This is a genomic window from Streptomyces rectiverticillatus, assembly GCF_013394065.1.
GTDB lineage: Bacteria > Actinomycetota > Actinomycetes > Streptomycetales > Streptomycetaceae > Streptomyces > Streptomyces rectiverticillatus.
In genome coordinates, this window is sequence record NZ_CP040752.1 from 5192518 (window position 1) to 5212820 (window position 20303).

Below are 20303 nucleotides of genomic sequence, written 5' to 3' on the forward strand. Positions count from 1 at the left end.
CGAGCGCGACGACCGGGGACGCCCCCCTCTTCCCCAGGGGGGCGCCTCCGGGCCGCCGCCGGGCCGACCGCAGTGTTCGCTTATATCGTCAGGCGGCTCTTCGCCGTCATCGTGATGCTGCTCGTGGTCATCCTGGTGACCTTCGGCATCTTCTTCGCGATCCCGAAGTTCACCGGATCCGACCCCGCGCTGATGTACGTCGGCAAGCAGGCGGACCCGGCGGCCATCGAGGGCATCCGGCAGAAGCTGGGGCTCGGGAAGCCGATCCTCGAACAGTTCTGGAACTTCGTCACCGGGCTCTTCGCCGGGCGGGACTACGTCAGCCAGGGCGACTCCACCCACTGCCCGGCGCCCTGCTTCGGCTACTCGTTCCGCCACGAGAGCCCCATCTGGCCCGAGCTGACCAGCCGGCTGCCCGTCACCCTCTCGCTCGCCGGGGGCGCCTGCGTGCTGTGGGTCACCGGCGGCGTCCTGACCGGCGTCGTCTCCGCCCTCAAGCGCGGCACCGTCTGGGACCGCACCGCCATGACCGTGGCCCTGAGCGGGGTCTCCCTGCCGATCTACTTCACGGCCCTGCTCTCGCTCGCGGTCTTCAAGTACAAGCTCGGCTGGGTCGGGGGCGAGTACACCTCGTTCGCGGACGACCCCGGCGGCTGGTTCGGCGGCCTGATCCTGCCCTGGGTGACCCTCGCCTTCCTCTACGCGGCCATGTACGCCCGGCTGACCCGGGCCACCATGCTGGAGGTCCTCGGCGAGGACTACATCCGCACGGCCCGCGCCAAGGGCCTCGCCGAACCCGTCGTCATCGGCAAGCACGCGATGCGCTCCACCATGACCCCGATCCTCACCGTGCTCGGCATGGACCTCGGGGCGCTGGTCGGCGGCGCCATCCTCACCGAGACGGCCTTCAGCCTGCCCGGCCTGGGCCAGGCCGCGGTCGCGGCGATCAACGAGCGCGACCTGCCGATGATCCTCGGCGTCACGCTGATCACCGCCTCCGCCGTCGTCTTCGCCAACCTGGTCGTGGACCTCCTGTACGCCGTGATCGACCCCCGAGTGAGGCTCTCGTGACCACCGGCCCCGCCCCGCATCCGGGGCAGACCCCCGCCGCCTTCCTCGACGTGCGCGACCTGCGCATCCACTTCCCCACCGACGACGGGCTGGTCAAGTCCGTCGACGGGCTCTCCTTCCAGCTGGAGAAGGGCAGGACGCTCGGCATCGTCGGGGAGTCCGGGTCGGGCAAGTCCGTCACCTCGCTCGGCATCATGGGCCTGCACACCGTCGGCCAGTACGGCCGCGGCAAGGCCCGCATCTCCGGCGAGATCTGGCTCGACGGCAAGGAGCTGATGACCGCCGACCCCGACGAGGTGCGGCGGCTGCGCGGCCGCGAGATGGCGATGATCTTCCAGGACCCGCTGTCGGCCATGCACCCGTACTTCACGATCGGCCACCAGATCACCGAGGCGTATCTGGTGCACAACAACGGCGCGGACAAGAAGGCCGCCCGCAAGCGTGCCGTCGAGCTCCTGGACCGGGTCGGCATCCCGCAGCCGGACCGCAGGGTGGACGACTACCCCCACCAGTTCTCCGGCGGCATGCGCCAGCGCGCCATGATCGCCATGGCGCTCGTCAACAACCCCGAGCTCCTCATCGCGGACGAGCCGACCACCGCCCTGGACGTGACCGTGCAGGCGCAGATCCTCGACCTCATCCGCGACCTGCAGAAGGAGTTCGGCTCGGCCGTCATCGTCATCACCCACGACCTCGGCGTCGTCGCCGAGCTGGCCGACGACATCCTCGTGATGTACGGCGGCCGCTGCGTGGAGCGCGGGCCCGCCGAGAAGGTCTTCTACGAGCCCCAGCACCCCTACACCTGGGGCCTGCTCGGCTCCATGCCCCGCATCGACCGCGAGCAGACCGACCGGCTGATCCCGGTCAAGGGCTCCCCGCCCAGCCTGATCAACGTGCCGTCCGGCTGCGCCTTCAACCCGCGCTGCCCGTACGCAGACCTGCCCGCCGGCGGGGTCACCCGCACGGAGCGGCCCGAGCTGCGCCCGGTGTCCGGCGCCGCCGCCGCCCCGGGGAGCGGCGGGCACTGGTCCGCCTGTCACCTGGCCCCGGAGGAACGGACCCGCATCTGGACCGAAGAGATCGCGCCGAAGCTGTGAAGGACCACAAGATGACCATTCCCGCGCAGCAGGCGAACGACGGACCCGAGGCCCTCCTCACGGTCGAGGGCCTGGTCAAGCACTTCCCGATCACCAAGGGGCTGCTGCGCCGCCAGGTCGGCGCGGTGCAGGCCGTGGACGGCCTCACCTTCGACGTCCGCACGGGGGAGACCCTGGGCGTGGTGGGGGAGTCCGGCTGCGGCAAGTCCACCATGGGGCGGCTGATCACCCGCCTGCTGGAGCCGACGGGCGGCCGGGTCGCGTTCCGGGGCAAGGACATCAGCCACCTGAGCGTGGCGGGGATGCGCCCGCTGCGCCGCGACATCCAGATGATCTTCCAGGACCCGTACTCCTCGCTGAACCCCCGGCACACCGTCGGCACCATCGTCGGCGCGCCCTTCAAGCTGCAGGGCATCGCCCCCGAGGGCGGGGTGAAGAAGGAGGTGCAGCGGCTGCTGGAGCTGGTGGGGCTCAGCCCGGAGCACTACAACCGCTACCCGCACGAGTTCTCCGGCGGCCAGCGGCAGCGCATCGGCATCGCGCGCGCCCTCGCGCTCAAGCCGAAGCTCGTCGTCGCGGACGAGCCGGTCTCCGCGCTGGACGTCTCGATCCAGGCCCAGGTCGTCAACCTGCTCGACGACCTCCAGGAGGAGCTCGGCCTGACGTACGTGATCATCGCGCACGACCTGTCGGTCATCCGCCACGTCTCGGACCGCATCGCCGTGATGTACCTCGGCAAGCTCGTGGAGCTCACCGACCGCACGTCGCTCTACACCAAGCCGATGCACCCGTACACCAAGGCGCTGCTGTCCGCCGTGCCCGTGCCCGACCCCAAGCGGCGCACCAAGCGCGAGAGGATCCTGCTCCAGGGCGACGTGCCCTCGCCGATCTCGCCGCCGTCCGGGTGCCGCTTCCACACCCGGTGCTGGAAGGCGACGGAGGTCTGCAAGACGCAGGAGCCGCCGCTGGTGGCGCTGGAGCCGGGGCACCAGGTGGCCTGCCACCACCCGGAGAACGCGCCGGGGGCGGCGGGGACGGCGGCGGGAGCGGCGGGGGCGGCCCCGGCGGGGTGAGCGTCCGCCGGCCCCGGCGGGGTGAGCGTCCGCAAGGGCGTCCGTCAGCGCGTCCGGAGCAGCGTCCGGGACGAGTAAGAATGTCTGGTGCTCACCGACCTGTTCAGCCCCTCCGTCCAGCACTCCCTGGACATCGCCGGGATCTTCGTCTTCGCGATCTCCGGTGCCCTGCTCGCCGTCCGGAAGAACTTCGACGTCTTCGGCATGGCGGTCCTGGCGGAGGTCACGGCGCTGGGCGGCGGGCTGATCCGGGACGTGATCATCGGTGCCGTGCCGCCCGCGGCCTTCACCGACCTCGGCTACTTCCTCACGCCGCTGATCGCCACGGTGATCGTGTTCTTCCTGCACCCGGAGGTCGAGCGGATCACCAAGGCGGTGGGGGTCTTCGACGCCGCGGGGCTCGGGCTGTTCTGCGTCACGGGCACGGTCAAGGCGTACGGGCACGGGCTGGGTCTGGTCTTCGCCGCCACGCTCGGGCTGGCCACGGCGGTCGGCGGCGGCGTGCTGCGCGACATACTCGCGCACGAGGTGCCGTCGCTGCTGCGCTGGGACCGCGACCTGTACGCGGTGCCGGCGATGGTGGGGGCCGCGCTGGCCGCGCTGCTGATCCGCTTCGAGGCGCTCGACGGATCGACGTACGCGCTGCCGGTGGTGACCGCGTTCGTCCTGCGGCTGCTCGCGATGCACTTCCACTGGCGGGCGCCGCGCGCGTGGCACCGCCGGAGCGCCGCTTCGGAAGAGGTGTGAGGGGCCCCGGGGGCGCCGAGGAGGGTCCTTCTCGCGGTGGTCGTTGAGCCTTCACCCAACCCCTACCGATGAGTAACTTCCGGGTGTAGCGTGACCGGCATGGCACAGGCAACCCTCGGTGACAGCGAATTCGACCGCGACACCGCACTGACCCCCCGCGCCCCCGGCGTCCACGACGTGGAACTCCCCGCCGGGTGGAGCATCGGCGGCGCCGTCAACGGCGGCTACCTCCTCGCCCTGCTCGGCCGGGGCCTCGGCGCGCACCTGCCCCACCCCGACCCGTTCACCGTCACCGCGCACTACCTGTCCGTCACCCGGCCCGGCCCCGCGGTCATCCGCACCGAGACCGTGCGCACCGGCCGCGCGCTCTCCACCGGCCAGGCCTCCCTCGTGCAGACCGCCGCCGACGGCAGCGAGAGCGAGCGCATCCGCGTCCTCGCCACCTACGGCGACCTCGGCACCCTCAGCGACGACGTCCGCACCACGGCCAAGCCGCCCGCCATGCCCCCGTACGAGCACTGCCTCGGCAAGGAGCACAACGACGCCGCCCACCCGCTCGCCGAGATCGCCGCCCGCCTCGACATCCGCCTCGACCCCGCGACCGCGGGCTGGGCGGTCGGGCGGCCCGGCGGGCGCGGCGAGATGCGCGCCTGGTTCGGCCTGGCGGACGGCCGCCCCCTCGACCCACTGGCGCTGCTGCTCGCGGTCGACGCCCTGCCGCCGACCACCTTCGAGCTGGGCCTGACCGGCTGGGTGCCCACCGTCGAGCTGACCGCCCACATCCGCTGCCGGCCCGCCCCCGGCCCCGTCCGCATCGCCGTCACCACGCGCAACCTGGCGGGCGGCTACCTGGAGGAGGACGCGGAGGTCTGGGACAGCGAGGACCGCCTCGTCGCCCAGTCCCGGCAGCTGGCGGCGGCCCCGCGGCACTGACGGGCCGGAGCCCCCCGGTGCCGCGGGGTACGCGGTACGGCGGGGTACGGGGGGCTACGCCACCTCCCGGCCCAGCCACGCCGCCAGCCGCGCGTACGCGTCCGCGCCCTCGGGCGCGGGCCGCACCGGACCGAACGGGACCTCCTCGCCCCGCCGGTCCGCCGGCAGGAACCGCTCCGCCCAGCCCAGCGCCAGTTCTGCCAGTTCCTGGTCCAGCGGGAGCGGATGCCCCAGCGCCTGCGACAGGTCCCAGGCGTGCGTGACGCTCTCCAGCACCATTCCGGACGTCAGGTACACGGCCCCCGGGAACGTCCCCCACTCCACGCTCACCGTCCGCGCCAGCTTGGCGTCGTCCGCCCAGGCGGCCGCCAGCCGTGCCCGCCCCTCGTCGTAAGCGCGGCCCCAGCCGTCGTCCGCGATGCCCGTGGGCGGCTTGCTCCACTCCACCGTGCCCTTCTCGCCCAGCTGTGCGCCGTCGTGCACGCCGGCCACGAGGTGGCCCAGCAGGGCCCGTACGTCGAACTCCGCGCACGGGGTCGGGTCGCCGAGCCGCTCCGCGGGCACGGCGGCGACGAGGGCCGCCACCTGGGCGACGGCGCGGTCCATCAGGGGGCGGGGGTCGGTGAGGGCGGCCTCGGCGGTCATGCGCAGCTCCAAGTGTGCGAAGGAGATCGGGTACCCGGTGGCCGTCGGAGGCGGCCCGCCGGGACGGACAGAGCTTCCCCCGATAACCTGACATCCGCCGTCAAGTTTTCCGGGCCGGTTCCACCGGTGGTCCCACGGGCCGTTCCCCGGGCGATCCTTGGTCCCGTGAAATCCGACCGCCTGCTGTCGATCCTGCTGTTCCTCCAGACCCGCGGCCGCGTGCCCGCCCGCGAACTGGCCGACCGGCTGGAGGTGTCCGTCCGCACCGTCTACCGCGACGTCGAATCCCTGTCGGCCGCAGGAGTGCCCGTCTACGCCGAACGCGGCCGCCACGGCGGCATCGCGCTGCTCCCCGGCTACCGGACGGACGTCACGGGCCTCACCGCCGACGAGGCCCGCGCCCTGTTCGTCCTCGCGACCGGGAGCACGCACGCCGACCTCGGCCTCGACGGCGCCCTCGGCTCCGCCCTGCGCAAGGTCATGGCCGCCCTGCCCGCCCCGCACCGGCCCGCCGCCGAGGCCACCAGCCGCCGCATCCTCGTCGACCCCGTCCGCTGGCTGAGCGGCCCCGGGGGAGGCCACGAGGGTGCCGACGTCGGGGAGCTGCAGGCGGCCGTCTTCACCGACCGGCGGCTGCGCCTGCGCTACCGCCACGGAGGGCAGGAACAGGCCCGCACGTACACCGTCGACCCCTACGGCCTCGTCGCCAAGGCCGGCGTCTGGTACCTCGTCGCCGACCGGCGGGCCCGGCCCCGGCTCTTCCGCGCCGACCGCATGGCCGCCGTGAGCGTCACCGCGGACCCGGTGCGCCGCCGCGCGGGCGTCGAGCTCGCCGACGCGTGGGAGGTGCTGCGGCGCGAGGTCGAAGAGCGCCCGGCGGACCTCCGCGTGACCGCCACGGTGCGGCGCTCACGGCTCGACATGTTCCTGCGCATCCTCGGCCCCGCCGTCGCCGCCCCGCCCTCCGGCGGCGACCCCGCCGTCGTCGAGCTCCGCCTGCCCGAACTCCGCGCCGCCCGCTCCCTGCTCTCCTTCGGCCCCGACGTCGAGGTCCTCTCCCCGGAGGAGGTCCGGGCGGACTTCGCACGGGTCGCGGCGGCGACGGCCGAGATGTACGGGGGCCGGGCCGCGGCGCCCTGACGGCGCCCCACGGGCAGGCGGCGGCCCGAGGGCCGGAACGCCCGGTACGCCGCCCGGCCGCGCCTCGTAGAATCGTCCCCACCATGGCCTACCTCGACCACGCCGCCACCACCCCGATGCTTCCGGAGGCGGTGCAGGCGATGACCGCCCAGCTCGCCCTCACCGGAAACGCCTCCTCGCTGCACGCCGCCGGGCGGCGGGCGCGCCGCACCGTCGAGGAGGCCCGCGAGTCCCTCGCCTCGGCGCTCGGCGCGCGCCCCAGCGAAACGGTGTTCACCGCGGGCGGCACGGAAGCCGACAACCTCGCCGTCAAGGGCCTGTACTGGGCCCGGCGGGCCGCCGACCCCGCCCGCACGCGCATCCTCGCCAGCCCCGTCGAGCACCACGCCGTCCTCGACGCCGTGCACTGGCTCGGCGAGCACGAGGGCGCCACCGTCGAGTACCTGCCCGTCGACTCCTACGGCCGGGTGCACGCCGACGCCCTGCGCGAGGCCATCGCCCGCAACCCCGCCGACGTCGCCCTGGCCACCGTCATGTGGGCCAACAACGAGATCGGCACCGTCATGCCGGTGCACGAACTCGCCGCCGCCGCGGCCGAGTTCGACGTCCCGCTGCACGCGGACGCCGTGCAGGCCGTCGGCCAGCTCGACGTCGACTTCGCCGCGTCCGGGCTGGCCGCGATGACCGTCAGCGGGCACAAGATCGGCGGCCCGTACGGCATCGGCGCGCTCCTCCTGGGCCGTCAGTACGCGCCCGTGCCGCTGCTCCACGGCGGCGGCCAGGAGCGCCACGTGCGCTCCGGGACGCTCGACGTGCCCGCCGTCGCCGCCTTCGCCGTCGCGGGCGAGCTCGCCGCCGCACGGCGCGCGGACTTCGCGCGCGAGGTCGGCGCGCTGCGCGACAGCCTGATCGCGTCCGTACGGAAGGCCGTCCCGGACGCCGTCCTCGGCGGCGACCCCGACCCCGCCGGCCGGCTCCCCGCCAACGCACACTTCTCCTTCCCCGGCTGCGAGGGCGACTCCCTGCTGCTGCTCCTGGACGCCCGCGGCATCGAGTGCTCCACGGGCTCCGCGTGCACGGCGGGCGTGGCCCAGCCGAGCCACGTCGTCCTGGCCACGGGCACGGACGCGGAGCTGGCCCGCGGCACGCTGCGCTTCTCGCTGGGCCACACCTCCACGGAGGCGGACGTCGCGGCCGTGGCGGAGGCCATCGGCCCGGTGGTCGAGCGGGCCCGCTCGGCGGGCCTCAGCTGACCGGGGCCTCCCGCACGAGCCGCAGGTACCGATCCCAGTCCCAGTGGGGGCCGGGATCGGTGTGGTCGGTCCCCGGAACCTCGGAGTGGGCGACGATGTGCGTGCGGTCCACGGGGATCCGGTAGCGGGCGCAGATCCCGGCCGCGAGGCGGGCGGACGAGGCGTACATGGCGTCCGTGAAGCCGCGGGGGCGGTCCACGTAGCCCTCGTGCTCGATGCCGATGCTGCGCTCGTTGAACCGGCGGTTCCCGGCGTGGAAGGCCACGTCCAGCTCGCGGACGGTCTGGGCGATGTGCCCGTCCTTGCGCACGACGTAGTGCGCGGCGGCCTCGTGCAGGGGGTCGCGGAAGACGCGGAGGGCGTCGTCGTAGCCGCCCTGGACGACGTGGACGACGATGCGGTCGACGGCGTAGTCGTCCGGCCGCTCGGCGCGGCGCCAGTTCGCCGACGACGCGGCGACCCACTCGGCGCCGGGGTGGTCGAGGACGCCGTCCGTACGCGGCTTCTCCTTACCGGAGACCCGCCACCACCAGCGCTCGACCCCGTCCCGCCCGGCGTACCCGGCGGCACCCGCGCCGACGAGCGCGGCAGCACCCCCGATCAGCACCCGGCGGCGCCCTATGTGCTCCGGTTCCATCCCGTACCCCCTGACGTGCACGCCCCCTACCTGCCCGAAACGCACACACCACCGCCACCGTTCCACAACTGAACCGAATCCGGGGCCGCCGGTCCGCTCCGCGGGGGAAGGGCGCCGGGCCGGGCAAGCATGCCGGCCGGGCACCGCCGGTCCGCGCCGCGGGGGTGCTGCGCCGCTGCGGCGGTGGAAAGAACGCCGGGCCTCGGCAAGATCTCCCGCCGCGACGGCGGGAAACCGGGACGTCGCGTTCCGGCGGTGCCGATCACCCGTGCCAGTCGGCACCGTCCGCCCCGTGCCGGCCGGCACCGTCCGCCGCGCGGTAGCGCGCCCCGTACAAACCCGGGAGCCGCGGCGCCCGCCGCCCCCGTACCCTGGTAGGGCTATGACTGACTTCCCCGGTGCCCCCGACCTCCGCGCCCCCCGCAAGGGGCTCCGCGTGCTCGCTGCCATGTCCGGCGGCGTCGACTCCGCCGTCGCCGCGGCCCGCGCCGCCGAGGCCGGGCACGACGTGACCGGCGTGCACCTCGCGCTGTCCGCGAACCCGCAGTCCTTCCGTACGGGCGCGCGCGGCTGCTGCACCATCGAGGACTCCCGCGACGCCCGCCGCGCCGCGGACGTCATCGGCATCCCCTTCTACTGCTGGGACCTGGCGGAGCGCTTCCGCGAGGACGTCGTCGAGGACTTCGTCGCCGAGTACGAGGCCGGGCGCACGCCCAACCCCTGCCTGCGCTGCAACGAGAAGATCAAGTTCGCGGCGCTGCTGGACAAGGCGCTCGCGCTGGGCTTCGACGCGGTGTGCACCGGCCACTACGCGACGGTCGTCCTCAACGAGGACGGCACCCGCGAGCTGCACCGCGCGAGCGACATGGCGAAGGACCAGTCCTACGTCCTCGGCGTGCTGGACGACCGGCAGCTGGCCCACGCGATGTTCCCGCTGGGCGACACGGTCACCACGAAGGACGAGATCCGCGCGGAGGCGGAGCGCCGCGGCCTGGCCGTGGCGAAGAAGCCCGACAGCCACGACATCTGCTTCATCGCCGACGGCGACACCCGCGGCTTCCTGGCGAAGCGCCTCGGCAGGGCCGAGGGCGACATCGTCGACGAGACGGGCACGAAGGTCGGCACCCACGAGGGCGCGTACGGCTTCACGATCGGCCAGCGCAAGGGCCTGCGCATCGGCCACCCGGCCCCGGACGGCAAGCCGCGCTACGTCCTGGACATCTCGCCGGTGAACAACACGGTGACGGTGGGCCCGGTGGAGGCGCTCGACGTCATCGCCCTGACGGCCATCCGCCCCCGCTGGTGCGGCGTGGCCCCCGAGGGCTCGGGCACGTACACCGCCCAGCTCCGCGCCCACGGCGGCGAGACCGAGGTGACGGCCGAGCTGATCGGCGGCGAGCTGCACGTGGCCTTCACCGAGCCGGTCCGCGGCGTGGCCCCGGGCCAGGCGATCGTGCTCTACGACGGCACGCGCGTGGTCGGCTCGGCGACGATCGCGACCACCGAGCGCGCGGCGGCGCGGACGGCGCCGGCGGCGCACAGCGCCTGACCCGCGGCCCGCCCGGGCCCGCCCCGCGCGCCCGGCAGGCCGCGAGGGGACGTGCGTTACGACTTGGTGCGCATCACGTTGCTGACCGCGCACTTGCCGCTGACGCTGGTGCCCGCCTTCGGCACGTACGACTGGGAGACGTCCTGCGTGTCGGTCTTGCCGGGGCCGACGTAGGGGATCGTGCGGTTGCGGGTGCCGATGAGGGTGCCGTTCGAGTCGGTGAACTTCACCGAGAACGTGTAGGTGTAGTTGTCCGTCAGGCTGGGGTTGGTGACGGAGATCTTCGCGGTGATGCCGCGGGTGTCGCTGTAGTCACAGCTGACGATCTTGAGGTCGCGCGAGGCGCTGCCGCCGGTGCTGCCGCCCGTGGTGATGCCGCTGGTCGACGTCCCGCTGCTCGTGGACCCGCCGCCGGTGGTGAGGCCGGAGGTGCCGCCCGTGGTGAGGCCGCCGTCCGTGCTCGTGCCGCCGCCGGTCGATCCGCCGGTGCTGGCGTCGCCGGTCGTACCGCCCGTCGTGGTCGTGCCGCCCGAAGTCGAGCTGCTGCTGTGGTGGCTGGAGCCGCCACCGCCGCAGCCGCCGCCGTGGCTGCCACGGGCTCCGGTCAGGGCGACGACGGCAATTCCGAAGACCGCGGCCGCGCGGACATGACGAAGCTTCACTGGTAACTTCCCCCGATAATTGGCTGGAAACAGCGCCTGTTGACGCCCGGCTGACGAGTGCACGTCACGCTAACAGCGCTCTTACAAGCAGCCAAACCAAGCCGCTCCCTGTGACGAACCCGCAACCGAACGGGGCCGTAACAGGGACAGGGCAAGGACAGGAACGGTCCGAAAACCGCCCAGAGCGGCCGGACCACCGCGGCCGCGTACGGTGGCGTCCATGAACATCGCCGTCTTCTGTTCCGCCGCCGACCTCGACGCCCGCTACACCGTCCCCGCCCGCGAATTCGCCGAACTCATCGGCAGGGGCGGTCACACGCTGGTGTGGGGAGGCTCCGAATCCGGCCTGATGAAGGTCATGGCCGACGGGGTGCAGGAGAGCGGCGGCCGGCTGGTGGGCGTGACGGTGGAGTTCCTCGCCGCGCGGGCCCGGAGCGGCGCCGACGAGATGGTCGTCACCCGCGATCTCGCCGAGCGCAAGGCGCAGTTGCTCGCGCGGGCCGACGCCGTCGTCGTGATGGTGGGCGGCACCGGCACGCTCGACGAGGCGACGGAGATCCTGGAGCTGAAGAAGCACGGCATCCACGACAAGCCCGTCGTGCTGCTCAACGCGGCCGGCTTCTACGACGGCCTCAAGGCGCAGTTCCAGCGGATGGAGGACGAGGGCTTCCTGCCGCTTCCCCTGTCGGAGCTGGTCTTCTTCGCGGAGGACGGGCTCGGGGCGATGGCGTACCTGGAGGAGTCGGCGGGTCTGCAGTAGCACCCGCGGTAGGGCAAGCTGGCTCCCATGGCAACACATCTGATCACCGGGGCCGGCTCCGGCATCGGGGAGGCGGTCGCGCGCCGCCTCCTCGACCGGGGCGACGAGGTCCACCTCTTCGCGCGGGACGCCGGCCGGGCCAGGGAGCTGGCCGCCGCGTTCCCCGGCGCCCACACGCTCGTGGCCGACCTGGCCAACCCGGACCGGCTCTCCTGGGCTCTCGACAAGCAGTCGCTGCCCGACCGGGTCGACACGCTGCTGCACATCGCGGGCGTCGTCGACCTCGGCGACGTCGGCGAGCTGACGCCGAAGACGTGGAACGCCACGCTCGCCGCCAACCTGGTCTCCCCGGCCGAGCTGACGCGGCTCTTCCTGCCGCAGCTGCGCGTGACGAAGGGGCACGTCGTCTTCGTCAACTCGGGCGCCGGGCTGCACGCCCACGCCGGCTGGAGCGCGTACGCCGCGAGCAAGCACGGCCTGAAGGCCCTCGCGGACTCGCTGCGGGCCGAGGAGCACGCGGCGGGCGTGCGCGTCACCAGCGTCTACCCGGGCCGCACCGCGACCCCCATGCAGGCGAAGGTGCACCAGCAGGAGGGCAAGGAGTACGACCCGTCGCAGTGGATCGACCCCGCGTCGGTCGCGTCGACGATCCTGCTCGCGATCGACCTCCCGCGCGACGCGGAGATCAACGACCTGTCCGTCCGGCCCGGTCGCTGACGCGGCGGCGTACGCTGACGGCATGAGCAGCAGCGCAGTGCGGGACACGGCGGCCGTCGGGTGCTCGGTCAAGGAGATACGGTCCCTGGTCGTCGAGCTCAACAAGCGCATGGACGCGCACCAGCGCGGCCGCAGCGCCGAGTTCGATCTCACGCCGACCCAGGCGAAGGCCCTGGAGGAGCTCGGGCGGCCGAGGACGGCGCGCGAGCTGGCGGCGATCCTCAGCTGCGAGCCGCCGAACGTCACCTATGTGGTGGACAAGCTGGAGAAGCGCGGCCTGGTCGTGCGCGAGCCGCACCCGCAGGACAGACGGGCCAAGCAGCTCGTCCTGACCGATGCGGGGCGGGAGTTGCGCCTGGAGCTGCTGCGGCGCATCGGGCGCGACTCTCCGCTGGACCACATGTCGCACGAGGAGCGGGCGGCCCTGCGGGACCAGCTGGCGAAGGCGCTGGAAGGCGCGTAGGCGCCGCGATGTGCGGGCACGAGGAAGCCCCCGGGACGGATGCTCCGGGGGCTTTCGTATAGCCCTCGTAAAGTTATAGCTGTAATGATTGTCTGAGTAATCGATATAGCTTTAACTATTCTCATGATCGCTCAGACCCGTTCCTCCGCGGCCGCCTCCGCCGCGCCGGCCCCGCCCGCCGCCCCCGCCCGGCCGGGGCTCGCCATCCTCACGCTCGCCCTCGGCTTCGTGCTGGCCTCGCTCGACGTCACGATCATCAACGTCGCCGGCCCCTCCCTCCGCGCGGGCCTCGGGCTCTCGCTGTCCGGCCTGACCTGGGTCGTCAGCGGCTACGTCCTCGCCTTCGCCGCCCTCCTGCTCCTGGCCGGCTCCCTCGCCGGCCGCTACGGCGCGCGCCGCACCTACCTCGCCGGGCTCGCGCTCTTCACCGCGGCCTCGCTGCTGGCCGCGGTCGCGCCCGGGGCGGGCGTGCTCATCGCCGGGCGGGTCCTGCAGGGCGCCGGCGCGGCGCTGTTCATGCCCAGCTCGCTGACGCTGCTCCTCGCCGCCTTCCCCGGCGCCCGGGAGCGGGCCCGCGTCCTCGGCCTGTGGTCCGCGATCGTCTCCGTGGCCGCCGGGCTCGGCCCGGCCGTCGGCGGCCTGCTCGTCGGCACGTTCGGCTGGCGCTCCGTCTTCCTGATCAATCTGCCGCTGGGCCTGCTCGGCCTCGTGCTCGCCCGCCGCGTCATCGCCCCCCTGCCGGGCCGGCCCGCCCCGCTCGCCGCGGCCGGCCACGCCCTCGGCCTGCTCGCCCTGGCCGCCCTCAGCTACGGGCTCATCGAGGGCCCGGACCTGGGCTGGGCCGCGCCGCGCGTGCTGGTCCCGCTCGCCGTCGCCGTCCTCGCCGGCGCCGCCTTCGTCGTCCGCGAGCGCCGCGCGGCGGTCCGCGTCCTGCCCCGCGCGCTCTTCTCCGACGCCCGCTTCCCGGCCGCCAACGCCATCGGCTTCCTCTTCAACTTCGGCCTCTTCGGCGGGCTGTTCATGCTCGGCCTCTTCCTGCAGAACGCGCGCGGCGCGAGCCCCGTGCAGGCCGGTCTGGAGCTGCTGCCCGTCCAGGCCGTCTGGCTCCTCGGCAACGTCCTCTATGCGAAGACCGGCCCTCGCATCGGCAACCGCGTGATCCTCGCGGTCACCCTCACCGTCTCCGCCGCCGGCACCCTCGCCCTGGCCCTGACCGTCTCGCCCGGCATGCCGTACTGGGTGCTCGCGACCGTCCTCGCCACGCTCAACGTCGGCATCGGCATGGCCTCCCCGGCGATGACCGGCGCCACCATGGAGTCCGCCGGCACCGAGCACTCCGGCATCGCGGGCGCCGCGCTCAACGCCAACCGCCAGATCGGCTCCCTGGTCGGCGTCGCCGCCGTCAGCGCCGTGCTCACCGCGGCGGACGGCTGGTACGCGGGCGCGGCGGCGTCCTTCGGGCTGACCGCGGGCGCCTACGCGGCGGCCGGGCTCGTCGCCTGGCTCGGCCTGCGCGCCGGCCGCCGCGCGCCCCGTAGTCTTCCTGCGTGAGCGACAAGAGCGACAACGAGCAGGGGTCCGGTGGCCGTCCGCCGGGAGCGGGGAAGATCTGGGGCGCCGGTGCGGCCACCGGCGTCGGGTCGATGCCCGGCGGCGACGCCCGCGAGGCCGCGAAGACCGTCACCGGGTCCCTGGAGACCCTGCCGTACCTGCCGGAGCTGCCCTCCCGCGGCCCCGGCGCCGACATGATCGGGCGCACCACCGGACTGCTGGTGGACGTCTACGCGCACGTGGAGCCCAGCGGCTGGCGCATCAGCGACCGGCCGGGCCGCGACACCAAGCGCGCCCGCTCCTGGCTGGGCGAGGACCTGGACGCGCTGGAGGAGTACACGCAGGGCTACGAGGGCGCGCTCAAGGTCTCCGCCGTCGGCCCGTGGACCCTCGCGGCCGCCCTCGAACTGCGCGGCGGCGAGGCCGCCCTCGGCGACGCCGGCGCCTGCCGCGACCTGACGGCCTCGCTGGCCGAGGGCTTGCGTAACCATCTCGCCGACGTGCGGCGGCGGGTGCCCGGCGCCCGCGTCGTGCTGCAGCTGGACGAGCCGTCGCTGACCGCCGTCCTCACCGGGCACGTGCGCACCGCCAGCGGGTACCGCACCTACCGGGCCGTCGACCGGGCCGTGGTCGAGGGCGCCCTGCGCGATCTGGTGACGGTCGCCCGCGAGGCCACCGGCGAGGCGCCGGTCGTGCACTCGTGCGCCCCCGGCGTGCCCTTCGCGCTGCTGCGCCGGGCCGGCTTCCAGGGCATCTCGTTCGATTTCTCGCTCTTCACCGAGCGTGAGGAAGAAGCGGTGGGAGAGGCGGTGGAGGCGGGTACCGCGTTGTTCGTGGGCGTGGTGCCGGGCACGGACGGCCCATTGTCAGACCCTGCCGGTAGCGTCATGGGTGTCAGGACGCTGTGGCGCAGGCTGGGGCTGGCACCGGGGACTCTCGCGGAGTCCGTGGTCGTCACGCCCTCGTGCGGGCTCGCGGGCGCTTCGCCCGCATATGCCCGTGCGGCACTCACCCACTGCGCCCGGGCGGCGAAATCACTCGCAGACAACCCTGAGTGACGGCGCTCATGGATCAACGGGAGGACGAGACGGTGGCTGTCGAACGGCAAGGCGGACGGCAGGGCGAAGAGCTCGCGGCGGGCTCCGCCGTGCCCGCGAAGGCGCGGGAGAAGCACGCACTGCTGGCCGAGCAGGTCGAGGAGCACCGCTTCCGGTATTACGTCAAGGACGCCCCCGTCGTCAGCGACGCCGAGTTCGACAAGCTGCTGCGCGCGCTGGAGGCCCTGGAGGAGGAGCACCCGGAGCTGCGCACGCCGGACTCGCCCACCCAGAAGGTCGCCGGGGCCTACGAGACGGAGTTCACAGCCGTCCAGCACCGCGAGCGCATGCTCTCCCTCGACAACGCCTTCGACGACGAGGAACTGGCCGCCTGGGCCGAGCGCATCGCCAAGGAGATCGGCGGCGGCACGCCGTACCACTTCCTGTGCGAGCTCAAGGTCGACGGCCTCGCCGTCAACCTCACCTACGAGCACGGCCGCCTCACCCGCGCCGCCACCCGCGGCGACGGCCGCACCGGCGAGGACATCACCCCCAACGTCCGCACCATCTCCGAGATCCCCGACCGCCTCAAGGGCGACCGCATCCCGGCCCTCGTCGAGGTCCGCGGCGAGGTCTACTTCCCGATGGAGAAGTTCGAGGAGCTCAACGCCGCCCTGGTGGAGGCCGGCAAGCCCCCCTTCGCCAACCCGAGGAACGCCGCGGCCGGCTCGCTGCGCCAGAAGGACCCGCGCGTCACCGCCACCCGCCCGCTGCACATGGTCGTCCACGGCGTCGGCGCCCGCGAGGGCTTCGACATCGACCGCCAGTCGCAGGCCTACGGGCTGCTGCGCGAGTGGGGCCTGCCCACGGCGGCGCACGCCGAGGTCGTGCGTGACCTGGCGGGCGTACGGAAGTTCATCGCCCACTACGGCGACCCCGACGTGCGCCACTCCATGGAGCACGAGATCGACGGCGTCGTGGTCAAGCTCGACGAGATCGCCCTGCAGGGGCGCCTCGGCTCCACCTCCCGCGCCCCCCGCTGGGCCATCGCGTGGAAGTACGCCCCGGAAGAGGTCAACACCAAGCTGGTGGACATCCGGGTGGGCGTCGGCCGCACGGGCCGCGTCACGCCGTACGCCGTGGTCGAGCCGGTCACGGTCGCGGGCTCCGAGGTCGAGTTCGCCACCCTGCACAACCAGGACGTCGTCAAGGCCAAGGGCGTCCTCATCGGCGACACCGTCGTCCTGCGCAAGGCGGGCGACGTCATCCCCGAGATCCTCGGCCCCGTGGTGGACCTGCGGGACGGCACCGAGCGGGAGTTCGTGATGCCCGCGGAGTGCCCCGAGTGCGGCGAGGGCCTGCGGCCCATGAAGGAGGGCGACATCGACCTCCGCTGCCCCAACGCCCGCGCCTGCCCCGCCCAGATCCGCGAGCGCCTGTTCTACCTCGTCGGCCGCCAGTGCCTCGACATCGAGAACTTCGGCTACGTGGCCTCCACGGCGCTCACCCAGCCGCTGGAGCCCGCCGAGCCGCCCCTGCGGGACGAAGGCGATCTGTTCGGCATGACCATCGAACAGCTGCTGCCCATCAAGTCCTACGTCGTGGACCCGGACTCCGGCCTGCCCAAGCGCGACCCGAAGACGGGGGAGGAGAAGGTCGTCACCTTCTTCGCCAACCAGAAGGGCGAGCCGAAGAAGAACGCCCTGGCCATGCTGGAGAACATCCAGGCGGCCAAGCAGCGCCCCCTCGCCCGCATCATCAACGGCCTGTCCATCCGTCACGTCGGCCCGGTCGCGGCCGTCGCCCTCGCCCGCGAGTTCCGGTCGATCGACCGCCTCGCTGCGGCGACGGAGGAGGAGCTCGCCGCCGTGGACGGCGTCTCCGGCACCATCGCCGCCGCCGTCCGCGAGTGGTTCGCCGAGGACTGGCACCGCGAGATCATCGAGAAGTGGCGCGCCGCCGGCGTCCGGATGGAGGAGGAGGCCGGGGAGGACGAAGGCCCGCGCCCCCTCGCCGGCCTGACGGTCGTCGTCACCGGCACGCTCGCCTCGTACACCCGCGACGCGGCCAAGGAGGCGCTGCAGCAGCAGGGCGCCAAGGTCACCGGCTCGGTGTCGAAGAAGACGGACTTCGTGGTCGTCGGCGACAACCCCGGATCCAAGTACGACAAGGCCATGCAGCTGAAGGTCCCCGTCCTGGAGGAGGACGGCTTCGCCGTGCTCCTCGCCGAAGGCCCCGACGCGGCGCGGGAAGCGGCCGTCCCGCAAGAGGGCGCGGGAGCGGGCGGGGGCGCGGGCGAGGACGAGAGCACCCACGGCAAGGCGTAGTGGGCAGGGGGTGCGGGTAGCCCCTCCGCACCCCCCACCACCCGCGCCGTCACCCGCCTCACGCGGAGCGGCGCCGCCGGCGGAAGGCAGGTTCGCACACCGGTCGCCACCCCAGCGGAGTAATGCCCGCATAGTCAGTGGGCATTACCCCTACAGCGCATACCAGATGGCTACAAGAGGCCGGATCCCAATCGGGCAACCGCTGCCGATCGCTGCCCGCCGTAGCCTTCTGCGGCCTACTGTTGAGATGTGCGCCTGCCGTGGCGCGGGCACCGCCGGCTGTGAGAGGGACGGGCATGAAACCCACCGACAGCGCCGAACCGGCATCCCGGCTGCGCCGGGTTCCTCCGCCCGCGCTGCCGACGGTCTGCGTCGCCGTGGCGGTGCTCGCACTGGCCGCGGGGATCTGCCGGGTGCTCACCGCGGGCCACTCCGTCTTCCCCGGACACACCGTCGGCTGGTCGCTGGCCGTTCTCACCGGCCTCATCGTCGCCCACCTCGTCGCCCTCGGGCGCGACCGCTGGTGGGGCGGCACGGGCTCCGGAGCCGCCCTCACCCTCGCCGTCCTCCTCCTCTACGGCTGGCTGCCCGCCGTCCTGATCAGCATCGCCGTCGTCCTGCTCGTCGCCACGGCGCGCCGCCACCGCTGGCGCCAGGCCTTACTCCACGGTGCCGTCGACATCCTCGGCATCGGCGCCGCCGGGCTCGCCCTCGCCGTGTGCGGCGTCGTCTCCACCGTCGAGCGCCCCTGGCTGCCCGACGAGTGGCCGCTCACCGCCATCCCCAAGGTGGCCCTCGCCGCCTTCATGTACCTCGCCGTCACCCGCACCCTGCTCTGGTACTCCATGGCCCCCCGGGCCGGCCTCAGCACCATCGCCCGCACCGCCCTCGTCCGGCAGGCCCTCGTCGGCGGCGCCCTCCTCGGCATCGCCCCGCTGATCGCCGTCGTCGCCGACCACGCGCCGCTGCTGCTGCCGCTGTTCGCCGTCCCCCTCATCGCCCTCGACTCCACGCTGTGGATCGCCCGCGCCCGCGCCGAGGAACAGCTGCGCGACCCCCTCACCGGACTGCCCAACCGCCAGTGGCTGCTGGAGCGCACCTGGAGCGCGCTCGACGAGGCCGAGCGCGCCGGCACCCGCTCCGCCCTCGTCCTCATCGACCTCGACCGCTTCCGCTCCGTCAACGACACCCTCGGCCACCTCGCCGGGGACCGGCTGCTGCTGCAGATAGCCGAGCGTCTGCGCCTCGCCCTGCCGCGCGACGCGGAGGCGGCGCGCCTCGGCGGCGACGAGTTCGCGGTGCTCCTGCCCACCGCCGACTCCCTCACCGGCGCCCAGCGCGTGGCCCGTTCCCTGGTGGCCGCGCTGGGCTCGCCGCTCGACCTCGACGGGCTCACCCTCGTGCTGGAGGCCAGCGCCGGCGTCGCCGTCTACCCCGATCACGCCCTCGACGCCGAAGGGCTGCTGCGCCGGGCCGACGTCGCCATGTACCAGGCCAAGCGCGACCGCAGCGGCGTCGAGGTCTACGAGGCCCGCCGCGACGGCAACACCCCCGACCGGCTCGGCCTGCTCGGCGACCTGCGGCGCGCGCTCGACGCGGGCGACGTCGAGCTGCACTACCAGCCCAAGGTCGGCTTCGACGGGCACGTCGAGGGCCTGGAGGCGCTGGTGCGCTGGGTCCACCCGGAGCGCGGCCGGGTCTCCCCGGACGAGTTCATCGCGATCGCCGAATCCTCCGGCCTCATGCCGAGGCTCACCGAGTACGTCCTGGAGACGGCCCTCGGCCAGGTGGCGAAGTGGCGGGCCATGGGCCTGGAGGTGCCGGTCGCCGTCAACGTCTCCCCGCGCGACGTTCACACTCCCGGGTTCGCGGGATCGGTCGCGGCGCGGCTGGCCCGGCACGGGGTCCCTGCGGGGGCGCTGCAGCTGGAGATAACCGAGCACGTCCTGCTGGAGGATCCGCAGCGGGCCGCGGACACCCTGGCGGGGCTGACGGGGCACGGGGTGAAGATGTCGCTGGACGACTTCGGCACGGGCTACTCCTCCCTGGTCCACCTCCGCCGGCTCCCGGTCAGCGAACTGAAGATCGACCGCTCGTTCGTCGCCCGCCTCGCCATCGACAACGAGGACGCCGAGATCGTCCGCTGCACGCTCGACCTCGCCCACTCCCTCGGCCTGCTCGTCGTCGCCGAGGGCGTCGAGGACGACGAGACCTGGGAGCGGCTGCGGGACCTGGGCTGCGACGCGGTCCAGGGCTGGCTCGTCGCCGCGGCCATGCCGCCGGACGAGACCACGGCCTGGCTGCGCCTGCGCAACGAGTCCGGCTGGCACCGGGAGGCCGAGCGCGTGGCCGCGGGGTCCGCGGCAGCGGCGGGGGCCGCCGCCGCGGAGGAGGACGCGGTCACGTAGACGCGGTCACGTAGGGGTGGCACCCGGCTGGGTACCGCCAGGCCCCCCGGTGGGGGCCGATCACCGCGGCGGCGGAAGACCTTGCCCGGCGGGCAGGTGCCGGTGTTGCCGCGGGGACGGCCGATGCGGGCGTGCCGGTACGACGTCCGCCCGGGCGCTCCGGCCGCGCCGGACACTTCTCCGCCGCGATGGCGATCAGCCCCCGACCGGCCGTTCCGGCGGTGCCGAACCAT

The 20303-nt window shown here is 73.6% G+C and carries 18 protein-coding genes; 15 read left to right on the top strand and 3 right to left on the bottom strand.

Annotation, left to right across the window (positions count from 1 at the left end):
• Window positions 1–72: 72 nt before the first annotated feature.
• The 5 genes from FGW37_RS22835 (at window position 73) to FGW37_RS22855 (ending at window position 4921) form a co-directional block, all read left to right on the top strand.
• On the top strand, window positions 73–1071 hold the full coding sequence (locus FGW37_RS22835) for an ABC transporter permease (protein ID WP_179082758.1): 999 nt from the start codon (window positions 73–75) through the stop codon (window positions 1069–1071).
• Window positions 1068–2168, top strand: a complete 1101-nt coding sequence (locus tag FGW37_RS22840; RefSeq protein ID WP_179082759.1) for an ABC transporter ATP-binding protein — start codon at window positions 1068–1070, stop codon at window positions 2166–2168. The genes FGW37_RS22835 and FGW37_RS22840 overlap by 4 nt, the downstream gene beginning before the upstream one ends.
• 11 nt (window positions 2169–2179) lie before the next feature.
• The gene (locus FGW37_RS22845; protein ID WP_179082760.1) at window positions 2180–3241 is read left to right on the top strand and encodes an ABC transporter ATP-binding protein; all 1062 of its coding nucleotides are present in this window, start codon (window positions 2180–2182) and stop codon (window positions 3239–3241) included.
• Window positions 3242–3328: 87 nt separating this feature from the next.
• Window positions 3329–3988 carry a trimeric intracellular cation channel family protein gene (locus tag FGW37_RS22850; protein ID WP_179082761.1) on the top strand — a complete coding sequence of 220 codons (660 nt, stop codon included), beginning with the start codon at window positions 3329–3331 and terminating at the stop codon, window positions 3986–3988.
• 99 nt (window positions 3989–4087) lie between these two features.
• Window positions 4088–4921 (top strand): thioesterase family protein, encoded by an 834-nt coding sequence (locus tag FGW37_RS22855; protein ID WP_179082762.1) that lies wholly within the window; start codon window positions 4088–4090, stop codon window positions 4919–4921.
• Between the two features lie 54 nt (window positions 4922–4975).
• Here the strand turns inward: FGW37_RS22855 and FGW37_RS22860 are convergent, their stop codons facing one another.
• On the bottom strand, window positions 4976–5566 hold the full coding sequence (locus FGW37_RS22860; RefSeq protein WP_179082763.1) for a TIGR03086 family metal-binding protein: 591 nt from the start codon (window positions 5564–5566) through the stop codon (window positions 4976–4978).
• Between the two features lie 165 nt (window positions 5567–5731).
• Here FGW37_RS22860 and FGW37_RS22865 point away from each other — a divergent pair, with 165 nt between their 5' ends.
• On the top strand, window positions 5732–6706 hold the full coding sequence (locus FGW37_RS22865; protein ID WP_179082764.1) for a helix-turn-helix transcriptional regulator: 975 nt from the start codon (window positions 5732–5734) through the stop codon (window positions 6704–6706).
• 83 nt (window positions 6707–6789) lie between these two features.
• Window positions 6790–7959 (top strand): cysteine desulfurase family protein, encoded by a 1170-nt coding sequence (locus FGW37_RS22870; RefSeq protein ID WP_179082765.1) that lies wholly within the window; start codon window positions 6790–6792, stop codon window positions 7957–7959.
• Here FGW37_RS22870 and FGW37_RS22875 read toward each other — a convergent pair.
• Window positions 7952–8596, bottom strand: a complete 645-nt coding sequence (locus tag FGW37_RS22875; protein ID WP_179082766.1) for an N-acetylmuramoyl-L-alanine amidase — start codon at window positions 8594–8596, stop codon at window positions 7952–7954. The genes FGW37_RS22870 and FGW37_RS22875 overlap by 8 nt on opposite strands.
• 382 nt (window positions 8597–8978) lie before the next feature.
• Between FGW37_RS22875 and mnmA the strand changes: the two genes are divergently transcribed.
• Window positions 8979–10145, top strand: coding sequence for a tRNA 2-thiouridine(34) synthase MnmA (gene mnmA, locus FGW37_RS22880; RefSeq protein ID WP_179082767.1), 1167 nt, complete (start codon window positions 8979–8981; stop codon window positions 10143–10145).
• 56 nt (window positions 10146–10201) lie between these two features.
• Here the strand turns inward: mnmA and FGW37_RS22885 are convergent, their stop codons facing one another.
• On the bottom strand, window positions 10202–10807 hold the full coding sequence (locus FGW37_RS22885; RefSeq protein ID WP_179079116.1) for a hypothetical protein: 606 nt from the start codon (window positions 10805–10807) through the stop codon (window positions 10202–10204).
• Window positions 10808–11027: 220 nt separating this feature from the next.
• On the opposite strand from FGW37_RS22885, the gene FGW37_RS22890 reads away from it, so the two are divergent.
• The 7 genes from FGW37_RS22890 to FGW37_RS22920 all read left to right on the top strand — a co-directional run bounded on the left by FGW37_RS22890 (window position 11028) and on the right by FGW37_RS22920 (window position 20070).
• Complete coding sequence (locus FGW37_RS22890; RefSeq protein WP_179082768.1) at window positions 11028–11567, top strand: LOG family protein; 540 nt, start codon at window positions 11028–11030, stop codon at window positions 11565–11567.
• An 18-nt stretch (window positions 11568–11585) separates the two neighbouring features.
• Complete coding sequence (locus FGW37_RS22895) at window positions 11586–12284, top strand: SDR family oxidoreductase (protein ID WP_179084862.1); 699 nt, start codon at window positions 11586–11588, stop codon at window positions 12282–12284.
• A gap of 22 nt (window positions 12285–12306) precedes the next feature.
• Window positions 12307–12747 (top strand): MarR family winged helix-turn-helix transcriptional regulator, encoded by a 441-nt coding sequence (locus tag FGW37_RS22900; protein WP_246430510.1) that lies wholly within the window; start codon window positions 12307–12309, stop codon window positions 12745–12747.
• A gap of 123 nt (window positions 12748–12870) precedes the next feature.
• On the top strand, window positions 12871–14298 hold the full coding sequence (locus tag FGW37_RS22905; protein WP_179082769.1) for an MFS transporter: 1428 nt from the start codon (window positions 12871–12873) through the stop codon (window positions 14296–14298).
• Between the two features lie 56 nt (window positions 14299–14354).
• Window positions 14355–15356 carry a methionine synthase gene (locus tag FGW37_RS22910; protein WP_281394938.1) on the top strand — a complete coding sequence of 334 codons (1002 nt, stop codon included), beginning with the start codon at window positions 14355–14357 and terminating at the stop codon, window positions 15354–15356.
• A gap of 8 nt (window positions 15357–15364) precedes the next feature.
• Window positions 15365–17662: an NAD-dependent DNA ligase LigA gene (gene ligA, locus FGW37_RS22915; protein ID WP_179082771.1), complete on the top strand. Its 2298-nt coding sequence runs from the start codon at window positions 15365–15367 to the stop codon at window positions 17660–17662.
• 296 nt (window positions 17663–17958) lie between these two features.
• A complete protein-coding gene (locus FGW37_RS22920) occupies window positions 17959–20070 on the top strand; it encodes a putative bifunctional diguanylate cyclase/phosphodiesterase (protein ID WP_179082772.1) in 2112 nt (703 codons plus the stop codon).
• Window positions 20071–20303: the final 233 nt, after the last annotated feature.